The 11,373-nt window shown below is 72.4% G+C and carries 11 protein-coding genes; 7 read left to right on the forward strand and 4 right to left on the reverse strand.

The features are described from left to right. The first annotated feature begins 9 nt into the window (after positions 1-9). The 3 genes from ACWEBX_RS26450 (at position 10) to ACWEBX_RS26460 (ending at position 2,967) form a co-directional block, all read left to right on the forward strand. The gene (locus ACWEBX_RS26450) at positions 10-1,074 is read left to right on the forward strand and encodes a helix-turn-helix domain-containing protein (RefSeq protein WP_451887306.1); all 1,065 of its coding nucleotides are present in this window, start codon (positions 10-12) and stop codon (positions 1,072-1,074) included. After that, positions 1,032-1,727 carry an HD domain-containing protein gene (locus ACWEBX_RS26455; RefSeq protein WP_451887307.1) on the forward strand — a complete coding sequence of 232 codons (696 nt, stop codon included), beginning with the start codon at positions 1,032-1,034 and terminating at the stop codon, positions 1,725-1,727. Before ACWEBX_RS26450 ends, ACWEBX_RS26455 begins: the two co-directional genes overlap by 43 nt. Positions 1,728-1,860: 133 nt before the next feature. Continuing rightward, the gene (locus ACWEBX_RS26460) at positions 1,861-2,967 is read left to right on the forward strand and encodes a GNAT family N-acetyltransferase (RefSeq protein WP_451887308.1); all 1,107 of its coding nucleotides are present in this window, start codon (positions 1,861-1,863) and stop codon (positions 2,965-2,967) included. A gap of 11 nt (positions 2,968-2,978) precedes the next feature. Here ACWEBX_RS26460 and ACWEBX_RS26465 read toward each other — a convergent pair whose 3' ends face one another. Continuing rightward, complete coding sequence (locus ACWEBX_RS26465) at positions 2,979-3,248, reverse strand: DUF4031 domain-containing protein (protein WP_451887309.1); 270 nt, start codon at positions 3,246-3,248, stop codon at positions 2,979-2,981. After that, on the reverse strand, positions 3,245-3,640 hold the full coding sequence (locus ACWEBX_RS26470) for a hypothetical protein (protein ID WP_451887310.1): 396 nt from the start codon (positions 3,638-3,640) through the stop codon (positions 3,245-3,247). The genes ACWEBX_RS26465 and ACWEBX_RS26470 overlap by 4 nt, the downstream gene beginning before the upstream one ends. A 56-nt stretch (positions 3,641-3,696) precedes the next feature. Between ACWEBX_RS26470 and ACWEBX_RS26475 the strand changes: the two genes are divergently transcribed. Genes ACWEBX_RS26475 through ACWEBX_RS26490 form a run of 4 tightly spaced genes read left to right on the forward strand, consistent with a single transcriptional unit; the run spans position 3,697 to position 7,747 of the window. Further along, complete coding sequence (locus ACWEBX_RS26475) at positions 3,697-4,617, forward strand: MurR/RpiR family transcriptional regulator (protein ID WP_451887311.1); 921 nt, start codon at positions 3,697-3,699, stop codon at positions 4,615-4,617. Positions 4,618-4,655: 38 nt separating this feature from the next. Then, the gene (gene murQ, locus ACWEBX_RS26480; protein WP_451887312.1) at positions 4,656-5,591 is read left to right on the forward strand and encodes an N-acetylmuramic acid 6-phosphate etherase; all 936 of its coding nucleotides are present in this window, start codon (positions 4,656-4,658) and stop codon (positions 5,589-5,591) included. A gap of 16 nt (positions 5,592-5,607) precedes the next feature. Then, complete coding sequence (locus ACWEBX_RS26485; protein ID WP_451887313.1) at positions 5,608-7,125, forward strand: PTS transporter subunit EIIC; 1,518 nt, start codon at positions 5,608-5,610, stop codon at positions 7,123-7,125. A 34-nt stretch (positions 7,126-7,159) separates the two neighbouring features. Continuing rightward, positions 7,160-7,747 carry a hypothetical protein gene (locus ACWEBX_RS26490; protein ID WP_451887314.1) on the forward strand — a complete coding sequence of 196 codons (588 nt, stop codon included), beginning with the start codon at positions 7,160-7,162 and terminating at the stop codon, positions 7,745-7,747. A 275-nt stretch (positions 7,748-8,022) separates the two neighbouring features. Here the strand turns inward: ACWEBX_RS26490 and ACWEBX_RS26495 are convergent, their stop codons facing one another. Both ACWEBX_RS26495 and groL read right to left on the reverse strand, forming a co-directional pair. Further along, positions 8,023-9,144 (reverse strand): NADH:flavin oxidoreductase, encoded by a 1,122-nt coding sequence (locus ACWEBX_RS26495; protein ID WP_451887315.1) that lies wholly within the window; start codon positions 9,142-9,144, stop codon positions 8,023-8,025. Between the two features lie 285 nt (positions 9,145-9,429). Then, on the reverse strand, positions 9,430-11,052 hold the full coding sequence (gene groL, locus ACWEBX_RS26500; RefSeq protein WP_355766807.1) for a chaperonin GroEL: 1,623 nt from the start codon (positions 11,050-11,052) through the stop codon (positions 9,430-9,432). Positions 11,053-11,373: the final 321 nt, after the last annotated feature.

An 11,373-nucleotide genomic window follows, 5' to 3' on the forward strand; every position in this document is an offset into this window, starting at 1 on the left:
ATTCCGGACATGACCTCTGTCGCGCTGGCCGTCACCGACGGGATGCTGCACTTCGAACTGGGCCTGGCCTGCGAGGTCTTCGGCTCCAAGCCGGACGCGGTGCGGGTTCCCTGGTACGACCTCGCGGTCTGCGGGCCGGGGGCCGTGCGCGTCGGCCCGTTCCGGCTGGAGCCCGGCCACGGCCTGGACCGACTCCCCCACGCCGACACGGTGATCGTCCCGGGCTGGGCCGACATCGACCGGGAGCCGCCCGCCGACCTCGTCGACGCGGTGCGCGCGGCCCACGAGGCGGGTGCGCGCGTGGCGTCCCTGTGCACCGGCGCGTTCGTCCTGGCCGCCGCCGGGCTGCTGGACGGGAGGCGCGCGACCACGCACTGGGCGCACACCCGGGCGCTGGCCGCCCGCCATCCCCGGGTGCGGGTGGACCCGGACGTCCTCTACGTGGACGACGGCGGCGTGCTGACCTCCGCGGGCAAGGCCGCCGCCATGGACCTGTGTCTGCACCTCGTCCGCCTCGACCACGGGTCCTCGGTCGCCAACACCGTCGCCCGCAACCTGGTCGTGCCCCCGCACCGGGACGGCGGCCAGGCCCAGTTCGTCAGCACCCCGGTGCCCGCCCCCGACCACCACCCGCTCGCCGAGCTGTTCCCCTGGGTCATCGAGCGGCTGGACCGTCCGCTGACCGTGGAGGACCTGGCCCGCCGGGCGCGGATGAGCTCACGCCATCTGGGCCGCCACTTCAGGTCGGTGACCGGCACGACCCCGCTCCAGTGGCTGCTGATCCAACGGATCCGCCATGCCCAGGAGTTGCTGGAGACCACCGACGCGGGCGTCGACGCCATCGCGGCCGCCACCGGCATGGGAACCGCCACGACACTGCGCCGGCACTTCAACCGCACGGTGGGCGTGCCTCCGGACGCCTACCGCCGCACCTTCCGCTCACGGACGGGCCCGGCGCCGGCGGACGGCACCACGGTCGGCACCACGACGGAAACTCCGGCGGCGGGGAGCCCTGCGGGGACAATGGACGCATGGCAGCAGAGAGCAACCGCCACCCGGCCCACGAGGAACTGACGAAGCGCTGGGCGGACACCGTCCTGGCCGCACGGGACGGCGACGGGTCCGGCCCCGCGCCCGGGCCGTACGGGGACAACCTCCTGGCCCGCTGGGCCGAACCGCAGCGCCGGTACCACACCACCGATCATCTCCTCGCGGTCCTCGGCCACATCGACGTGCTGGAGGCACACGGGGAGCGCGCCGGCGATCCGGCCGCCGTGCGCCTGGCCGCCTGGTTCCACGACGCCGTGTACCTCCCGGACCGCTCGGAGAACGAGGAGCGCTCCGCCCGGCTCGCCGAACGCGCGCTGGACGAACTGGGCGTCGCCCCGGACCGCACGGCCGAGGTCGCCCGGCTCGTCCGCCTCACCGTCTCCCACGACCCCGCCGACGACGACACCGACGGCGCCGTCCTGTGCGACGCGGATCTCGCGATCCTGGCCTCGCCCCCGGCCGCGTACGCCGCCTACACGGCCGCCGTCCGCGAGGAGTACGCCTTCGTCCCCGACGACGCCTTCCGCGTGGGCCGCGCGGCTGTTCTCCGCCAACTCCTTGCCCTGCCGAGGCTGTTCAGAACCACCCACGGACAGCACACCTGGACCACTCCGGCCCGCCGGAACATGGAGACCGAACTGGCGACGCTGGGTGGATCAGGCCCCTCCGGCGCTTGAGGAGCGGGGTCCGGGGCGGAGCCCCAGGGGTGGGAAGGGCGGAGAGGGCGAAAGAAGCTTGTGGGGCTCGCACGGCGGGGACGGCGAGTAATGCCATAGGTCCGGCCGGGCGATCCGACCTATTCTCGGCCGCATGACTGACACGGGTGGGGATCAGGTCGAGGAAGCCGTCGCGAGCTGCGCCACGCTGCTGCGGGCAGCGGCCGGACACGACTGGGAGGGCGTACGGGCGGGACGCCTGGAGTGGAGCTGCCGGCGCACCGCCGAGCACATCGCCGGTGATCTCATCGCGTACGCCGGGCAGTTGGCCGGCCGGGCCACCACCGCCTATGTACCGTTCGAGATCGCGATGGACGAGGGCACGGACAACGCGGGCGTCGTCGACGTGATCGAGACGACCGGCGCCCTGCTCGCCGCCACCGTCCGCACGACCCCGCGCGAGGTGCGCGCCTTCCACCCGTACCCGTTCCGCGGCGCGAACCGCGAGGGCTTCGCCGCGATGGGGGTCGCCGAGGTCCTGCTGCACACGCACGACATCGCCGAGGGCCTCGGCCTGCCGTACGAGCCGCCGGCCGAGCTGTGCGCCTGGGTCCTCGGCCGGATCTTCCCGCACGTGCGGCCCGAGCCCGACGCCCCGTGGAGCACGCTCTTGTGGGCCACCGGGCGCGGTGACCTGCCCGGCCGTGAACCGCTCACCGAGTGGCGCTGGAACAACAACCTGGTGATCGGCACCGAGCGGCTCACCCTCCAGGGCGTCACCCCCGCCGCCGCCGCCGAACTGCGCGCGGGCGGCACGGGCGGCTTCGAGTGGATCGAGAGCGGCCCGTTCCACGGCACCCGGGACGCCGCCGGGATGGTCGCGAGCTCCTACGAGAAGGGGGTGCACCGGCCGGAATGGGGGATGTTCGTGCTCGTACGGCGCGAGGACGGACTCGCGGTCGGCGCGATCGGCTTCCACGGCGTGCCCGACGAGGAGGGGCGCGCCGAGGTCGGCTACGACCTCGCGGAGAACGCCCGCGGCCGGGGCTACGCCACGGAGGCCCTGAGCGCCCTGGCGGAGACGGCCCTCGCCCGCGACGACGTCAAGCTCCTGTTCGCCGCCATCGAGCGGGAGAACGCCCCCTCGCAACGGGTCATCGCCCGCGCCGGTTTCACCCGGGCGGGCGAGGACGTGGAGAAGGCCGCCCACGAACTGCACGGCCTGGAGGAGTCCTTGAGGCTGTACTCCCGCGAGGCCTGAGCAGACAGGCCCTAGGGTCTGGCGCCCCGCTTGCGGCGGCGCAGTCCGGCGCCGTGCAGCAGCCGTACGACCTCGCGGCTGCTGACCTCCACCGCTCCGGCGGCGACCGCGTCGGCGTAGCGGTGCGAGGGGATGTCGTAGTGGTCGCGCTCGAAGGCCCGCGGGGGCGCGCCCAGCTCCTCGGCGAACGCGTGGAGTTCGTCGTACGAGACGTCACTGATCAGGTGGGACCAGACGCGGCCGTGCCCCGGCCAGGTGGGCGGATCGATGTAGACGGTCACGAGGGCGGGTTCGTCCCGGTCGCCGAGCCGAGCGAGCCGACCGGGGAGATCTTCACGCCCGCCTGGTGGCACACCCAGTGCGGGTCGGGGCCCAGTTCGGGCTCGATGTCCAGGGCGTGCGGGTCGCCGCTGGAGCACACCGGGCACAGCGGCCACCGTCCGTACCGCTCCAGGAGCGCGTCCTGCACGTCCTGGGCGACGAGACCGGCGACGAATCCGGCACCCTCCGGCCACTGTTCGACCCACCAGCGGCGCTGCACCACCGAGTCCTCGACGAGGGAGACGACGTCCGCCTCGGCCACCCGGCCCGCGACGAGGTCGGCGAGCACACGGGCGCGCGCCGCGTGCAACGCCTGCTCCAAGGGGCTGAGGGGGTTGCCGGTGGGGTCCATGCCCCTATTGTGCGCACCCTTGACCGTGCACCCCAAAGGAAAATATCTTTCACGGTGTGACCCATGACGTGAAGGAAATTTTCGCGGGTGAGGCACCCCCCGCCCCCGCGGCCCTCGCGGCCAAGGTGCGGACCCTCGCCCCCTCGATGACCCGCTCCATGCAGCGGGTCGCCGAGGCCGTCGCCGGTGACCCGGCCGGATGCGCGGCCCTCACGGTCACCGGACTCGCCGAGCTCACCGGCACCAGCGAGGCCACGGTCGTGCGCACGGCCCGCATCCTCGGCTACCCCGGCTACCGGGACCTGCGCCTCGCGCTCGCCGGGCTCGCCGCCCAGCAGCAGTCGGGCCGGGCCCCCGCCGTCACCGCGGACATAGCGGTCGACGACCCCATCGCCGACGTCGTCGCCAAGCTCGCCTACGACGAGCAGCAGACCCTCGCCGACACCGCCGCCGCCCTCGACACGGTCCAGCTCGCCGCCGCCGTGGCCGCCATCGCCGCCGCCCGCCGCGTCGACGTCTACGGCGTCGGCGCGTCCGGGCTCGTCGCCCAGGACCTCCAGCAGAAACTCATGCGGATCGGGGTCATGGCCTTCGCGCACATCGACCCGCACCTCGCGGTGACCAGCGCGGTCCAACTGCGCGCCAAGGACGTGGCGATAGCCGTCACGCACTCCGGCTCGACCGGCGACGTCATCGAACCGCTCCGCGTCGCCTTCGAGCACGGGGCGACGACGGTGGCGATCACCGGCCGTCCGGGCGGACCGGTCGCGCAGTACGCCGACCACGTCCTCACCACCTCGGCCGCCCGCGAGAGCGAGCTGCGCCCGGCGGCCATGTCGTCGCGGACCAGCCAGCTCCTGGTGGTGGACTGTCTGTTCGTGGGGGTCGCCCAGCGCACCTACGACACGGCGGCGCCCGCGCTGTCCGCCTCGTACGAGGCCCTGGCGCACCGCCACTCCCCGCGCGGCGGCCGGTAGCCGCTCCGCACGACCTCATCGGAAAGAGCCGCCTCTCCATGACCTCCATGTCCAACCACGGCGATCTTCGAGCAGAGTTGGAGACGCTGACCACCGAGGCGTTCCGCCCCGAACTGTCGGAGATCGACCGGCTGCCCACGCTGGAGATCGCGCGGCTCATGAACGGCGAGGACACGACGGTGCCCGCGGCCGTCGCCGCGCAGCTCACGCACATCGCCGCCGCGATCGACGACATCGCGGAGCGCATGTCCCGCGGCGGCCGCCTCATCTACGCGGGCGCCGGCACCGCGGGCCGCCTCGGCATCCTGGACGCCTCCGAGTGCCCGCCCACGTTCAACACCGATCCCTCCCGGGTCGTCGGGCTGATCGCGGGCGGCCCCGACGCCGTGGTCACCTCGATCGAGGGCGCCGAGGACTCGCGGGAACTCGCGGCGGCCGACCTGGACGCGCTCGCCCTGACGGCCGACGACACCGTGGTCGGTGTCTCCGCCTCGGGCCGCACCCCGTACGCCGTCGGCGCGGTCGAGCACGCCCGCAAACAGGGCGCCCTCACGATCGGCCTGTCCTGCAACGCGGACAGCGCGCTCGCCTCCGCCGCGGATCACGGCATCGAGGTCGTGGCCGGCCCCGAACTGCTCACGGGCTCGACCCGGCTGAAGTCCGGCACCGCGCAGAAGCTCGTCCTGAACATGCTCTCGACGATCACGATGATCCGGCTCGGCAAGACCTACGGGAACCTGATGGTCGACGTCCGGGCCTCGAACGAGAAGCTGCGGGCCCGCTCCCGGCGCATCGTCGAACTCGCCACCGGGGCCTCCGACGAGGAGATCGAGCGCGCGCTCGCCGCCACCGACGGCGAGGTGAAGAACGCCATCCTGACCATCCTCGGCGAAGTCGACGGGCCCACCGCCGCCCGCCTTCTGGAGGCGTCGGGGGGCCATCTGCGCGCAGCGCTGGCGGCTTCGGCCGGCTGACCAGCACGCTCGGGGAGTGAGCACCCCCGACGCCACCACCGCAGCGGCGATCCTCCCCCTCGTGGGCGGTCCCGCGAACGTCCTCACCGTCGCCCACTGCATGACCCGGCTGCGGCTGGGTCTGCGGGACCCCGGTCGGGTGGACGAGCCGGGCCTGCGGGCCCTGCCCGCCGTCCTCGGCCTCGTCGCGGACGACGGCTCGTACCAGATCGTCCTGGGCCCCGGCACGGTCGCCCAGGTGACCCCCGCGTTCGAGGCCCTGCTGACGAACGCCCCGCACGGCACGGAAGCGGCGCCCACCGCCGGACCGGCCACCCCGGACGCCACCGGACCCACGACCACCGCGGACCGGCTCGCCCTGCGCGGCGCCGTACTGAAGGACACCCGCTCCCGCCGCAACGCCACCCCGCTCAAGCTGTTCCTGCGGCGGATCGCGGACGTCTTCGTGCCGCTGATCCCGGCCCTGATCGGCTGCGGGGTGATCGCCGGCCTCAACGGCCTGCTGGTCAACCTCGGCGTGCTGCGGGGCCTCACCCCCGCGCTGACCGCCATCGCCTCCGGGTTCATGGCGCTGATCGCCGTCTTCGTGGGCCACAACACGGCCAAGGTGTTCGGCGGCACCCCGGTCCTCGGCGGCGCGGTGGCCGCCGTCGTCGTGTACGCGGGGGTCGCCAAGGTGACCGTCCTCGGTATGACGCTCGCCCCCGGCCAGGGCGGTGTCCTGGGCGCCCTGGCCGCGGCCCTGCTCGGGACGTACGTGGAGAAGTGGTGCCGCCGCTGGGTACCGCCGACCCTCGACGTCCTGGTCACCCCCACCCTGACCGTGCTGCTGACCGGCCTGGTGACGCTGTACGCGCTGATGTACGCGGCCGGTGAGCTCTCCGCCGCCATCGGCACCGCCGCCGCCTGGCTGCTCTCCACCACCGGCGCCCTCGCCGGGCTCGTCCTCGGCGCCCTGTTCCTCCCCCTGGTGATGCTCGGCCTGCACCAGGCCCTCATCCCCATCCACACCACGCTCATCGAGCAGCAGGGCTACACCGTCCTGCTGCCCGTGCTCGCCATGGCGGGCGCGGGCCAGGTCGGCGCCGCCCTCGCGGTGTACGTCCGGCTGCGCCACGACACCTCGCTGCGTACGACGATCAGATCGGCGCTTCCGGCCGGTCTCCTCGGCGTCGGCGAACCCCTGATCTACGGAGTCTCCCTGCCCCTCGGCCGGCCCTTCGTCACGGCCTGCGCGGGCGGAGCGGCGGGCGGCGCGTTCATCGGCTTCTTCTCGATGCTGGGCGACCACGTCGGCTCGACCGCCATCGGTCCCTCCGGCCTGGCCCTGTTCCCGCTGTTGTCCGGCAACCGCGGCCTCGCCGTCACCGCGGCCGTCTACGCGGGCGGACTGCTGACGGGGTACGCGGTCGGTTTCGCGGCCACCTACTTCTTCGGTCTCGGCGGCATCCGCGACAATGGTCTCGACAGCGGCCTCGACAGTGGCCTCGACGGCCGGTCACCGGCCCGGCCGGCGGAGCAGGCCGCCGTGTAGCCGCGCTGTCGGTGGCGCGTGCGAGGCTGGGGGCATGAACCACGCACAGCTGACCGCCCTGGGCCGTGCTCTGCGGCTGCTCGGAGAGCACGGCGACGCCTTGAACGCCGACACCCCCGACGCCAAGCTGCACGAGGTCAAGGCGGACCTGAAGCGGGCCCTGGACCTGCTGGACGAGACGGTGACGACGGCCAAGCCGACCACCCGCTGCTCCGAGCATCCGAACGGCCCGGTGGACGAGGGCGCCCCGGACCGCTGTCTGCTCTGCGAGACCCGCCGCCGCACCGCCCGCCGCACCGAGGTCAACGACGCGTACACGCACGGCCGGACGCCCGCCCCGGACGAGCTGCCCGACCGCACGATGTCCCGCTACGGCGTGCGCGGCGACCGCCCCCAGCCCCAGCAGCGCTGGCTCCCGGAGGTCTGGAACGGCCAGACGTGGCTCCTGTGCGGCACCCCCCGCCGCGACCGCCAGGAAGCCGAGCGCTTCCTCGCCGCCGAACGCCGGGCCCCCCGCCCCGGCATGGCCTACCGCCTCGTCCACGAGTTCACCGACTACGAGGTGCTGCGCATCTGGGGCACCCCGGTCAAGGTCGACATCGAGCCCATGGGGAACCTCTAGGCAGGCCGAGGGCCTCTGGGCGGGCCCAAGCCCTCTGGGCAGGGCGAGGCCCGAAAGCGGGCCCCCTTCCGGCCCCGGCCCCGTGCGGGACTCCACGAACCCCGGCCCCGTGATCGCCTTCGGCACGGAAGCGTGGGGCGCCCTCGTCGGGCACCTCGGCGCCACCGGCTGACCGGCGCGGAGCGTACTGCGCACCGCGCAGCACACAAAAAGGGACGGCGCCCGCGTGCAGCAGGCGCCGTCCCTCCCCCGTTCCCCCCGTTTCCGGGAAGCTGTCAGCTCAGCGTGCTCAGCGCCGCCGCGTCGTACGGCGCGAGGTCGTCGAAGCGGCCGGCCAGGACCTTCGCCGCCCACTCGGGGTCCTGGAGCAGCGCGCGGCCGACGGCCACGAGGTCGAACTCGTCGCGCTCCATGCGGTCGAGGAGGTCGTCGATGCCCTTGACCGGGGAGCCCTCGCCCACGAAGGCCTTGATGAAGTCGCCGTCCAGGCCGACCGAGCCGACGGTGATGGTGGGCTTGCCCGTCAGCTTCTTCGTCCAGCCGGCGAGGTTGAGGTCGGAGCCGTCGAACTCGGGCACCCAGTAGCGCCGCGTGGAGGCGTGGAAGGAGTCCACTCCGGCCGCGGCGAGCGGGGCGAGGATCGCCTCCAGCTCCTCCGGGGTCTCCGCGAGCCGGGCCTCGTACGCCTGCTGCTTCCACTGCGAGTAGCGGAAGATGACGGGGAACTCGGGCGAGACGGCCGCCCGCACCGCGGCGACGATCTCCGCCGAGAACTTCGTACGGGCCACCGGGTCGCCGCCGTACGCGTCCTCGCGCCGGTTGGTGCCCGCCCAGTGGAACTGGTCGAGCAGGTAGCCGTGGGCGCCGTGCAGTTCGACACCGTCGAAGCCGATGCGCTCGGCGTCGGCGGCGGCCTTGGCGAACGCCTCGACGACGTCGTCGAGGTCCTGCTGGGTCATGCTCTTGCCGGTGACCTCGGCGCCCTCCTTGTAGAGGCCGGAGGGGCCGACCGGCGGGGCGTCGGTGAAGGGCGGCTCGCCCGCCTTGCGGACCATGCCTATGTGCCAGAGCTGCGGGACGATCGTGCCGCCCCCCGCGTGCACGGCGTCGGCGACCTTCGCCCATCCGGCGAGCTGGTCCTCGCCGTGGAAGCGCGGCACCGCGTCGCTCTGTCCGGCCGAGTCGTGGCCGACGTAGGTGCCCTCGGTGACGATCAGGCCGACACCTGCGGCGGCACGGCGGGAGTAGTAGCCGACCACGTCCTCTCCCGGCACACCGCCCGGCGAGAACATCCGGGTCATCGGGGCCATGGCGATCCGGTTCGGGACGGTCAGGCCGTTGATGGAGACAGGCCGGGACAGGATCTCGGCTGCGCGGGACGCGGCGTCAGCGGTCACGTGGGGGCTCCTCGGAGAGGTGGTCGGTATGACGTCGAGTGGTCTGCGATGCAGGAGATTCCATGCGGTATGTGCACATGCATCAACTGCTCTTCAGCGTCAACCTCCGCACCGGGCGGGGCATTCCGCCACCCCCGGACTCATCCCTGTGATCCGGGCCACGTCCCGGGCCGGGCCGTGGCCGGGAGACGTCCGGGCCGGGCCGGGAAACGCCCGAGGGCGGCACCCTCCCTCGCGGGAAGGTGCCGCCCTCGAAACGTCAGGACGTTGATCGACCGGGGTCGATCAGAAGTCCATGTCACCGCCCGGCATGCCGCCCGGAGCGGCCGCGGAGGCCTTCTCCGGCTTGTCGGCGATGACGGCCTCGGTGGTCAGGAACAGCGCGGCGATGGAGGCGGCGTTCTGCAGGGCAGAGCGCGTCACCTTCGCCGGGTCGATGATGCCTTCGGCGATCATGTCGACGTACTCACCGGTCGCGGCGTTGAGGCCGTGGCCGACGGGAAGGTTGCGGACCTTCTCGACGATGACGCCACCCTCGAGGCCACCGTTGACGGCGATCTGCTTGAGCGGGGCCTCCAGGGCCAGACGCACGGCGTTGGCGCCGGTCGCCTCGTCACCCGTGAGCTCGAGCTTCTCGAAGACCGAGGAAGCCTGGAGCAGGGCCACGCCACCACCGGCGACGATGCCCTCCTCGACGGCCGCCTTCGCGTTGCGAACGGCGTCCTCGATGCGGTGCTTGCGCTCCTTGAGCTCGACCTCGGTGGCGGCACCGGCCTTGATGACGGCCACGCCGCCGGCCAGCTTCGCCAGACGCTCCTGGAGCTTCTCGCGGTCGTAGTCCGAGTCCGAGTTCTCGATCTCGGCACGGATCTGGTTCACACGGCCGGCGACCTGGTCGGCAGAGCCGGAGCCGTCGACGATCGTGGTCTCGTCCTTGGTGATGACGACCTTGCGGGCACGGCCCAGCAGGTCCAGACCCGCGTTCTCCAGCTTGAGGCCGACCTCCTCGGAGATGACCTCGCCGCCCGTGAGGATGGCGATGTCGCCGAGCATGGCCTTGCGGCGGTCACCGAAGCCCGGAGCCTTGACGGCGACGGACTTGAAGGTGCCACGGATCTTGTTGACGACCAGGGTCGACAGGGCCTCGCCCTCGACGTCCTCGGCGATGATCAGCAGCGGCTTGCCGCCCTGCATGACCTTCTCCAGGAGCGGGAGCAGGTCCTTCACGTTCGCGATCTTGGAGTTCGCGATCAGGATGTACGGGTCGTCGAGGACGGCCTCCATACGCTCCATGTCGGTGGCGAAGTACGCCGAGATGTAGCCCTTGTCGAAGCGCATACCCTCGGTGAGCTCCAGCTCCAGACCGAAGGTCTGGGACTCCTCGACTGTGATGACGCCTTCCTTGCCGACCTTGTCCATCGCCTCGGCGATGAGCTCGCCGATCTGGGTGTCGGCGGCGGAGATGGAGGCCGTGGAAGCGATCTGCTCCTTGGTCTCGACATCCTTCGCCTGCTCCAGCAGGGCACCGGAGACGGCCTCGACGGCCTTCTCGATACCGCGCTTGAGGGCCATCGGGTTGGCGCCGGCGGCGACGTTGCGCAGGCCCTCGCGGACGAGCGCCTGAGCGAGAACGGTCGCGGTGGTCGTACCGTCACCGGCGACGTCGTCCGTCTTCTTGGCGACTTCCTTGACCAGCTCGGCGCCGATCTTCTCGTACGGGTCCTCGAGCTCGATCTCCTTGGCGATGGAAACACCATCGTTGGTGATCGTGGGCGCGCCCCACTTCTTCTCGAGGACGACGTTACGGCCCTTGGGGCCGAGGGTGACCTTGACGGCGTCGGCGAGCTGGTTCATCCCGCGCTCGAGACCGCGCCGTGCCTCCTCGTCGAACGCGATGATCTTGGCCATGTGAAGTGGTCCTCCCGGACGGGGTGGATTGCTCCGGATCGTGCCCGCGCCCGCGACGGACGGCCTGCAAGCCTTGTGGTTCCTTGCCCCACAGGCCCGCGGGCCTCGCTGACCCGATCCAAGTTCTGTCACTCTCACTGGGAGAGTGCTAACGCCAATGATTAGCACTCGACCCCTGCGAGTGCAAGCGCCTCTCGCGAAAACAGGGCCCGCGCGCGGCCTCCGGGCGAGCCCGCGCGAAGGGCCCGGGCACGCCGCACGGCGGCCTTCGCCATGGCGAGGACCAGAGCGGCCACGTACTCGGCGATCGGCCGGTCGAAG

The sequence above is a fragment of the Streptomyces sp. NPDC005070 genome, from assembly GCF_053600395.1.

Bases quoted from the DNA above. Each gene is read 5' to 3' on its own strand.
- ACWEBX_RS26455 (WP_451887307.1), top strand. From the start codon at position 1,032: ATGGCAGCAGAGAGCAACCGCCACCCGGCCCACGAGGAACTGACGAAG.
- ACWEBX_RS26490 (WP_451887314.1), top strand. From the start codon at position 7,160: ATGAACCACGCACAGCTGACCGCCCTGGGCCGTGCTCTGCGGCTGCTC.
- ACWEBX_RS26470 (WP_451887310.1), bottom strand. From the start codon at position 3,640: ATGGACCCCACCGGCAACCCCCTCAGCCCCTTGGAGCAGGCGTTGCAC.
- ACWEBX_RS26460 (WP_451887308.1), top strand. From the start codon at position 1,861: ATGACTGACACGGGTGGGGATCAGGTCGAGGAAGCCGTCGCGAGCTGC.
- ACWEBX_RS26450 (WP_451887306.1), top strand. From the start codon at position 10: ATGACCTCTGTCGCGCTGGCCGTCACCGACGGGATGCTGCACTTCGAA.
- murQ (WP_451887312.1), top strand. From the start codon at position 4,656: ATGACCTCCATGTCCAACCACGGCGATCTTCGAGCAGAGTTGGAGACG.
- groL (WP_355766807.1), bottom strand. From the start codon at position 11,052: ATGGCCAAGATCATCGCGTTCGACGAGGAGGCACGGCGCGGTCTCGAG.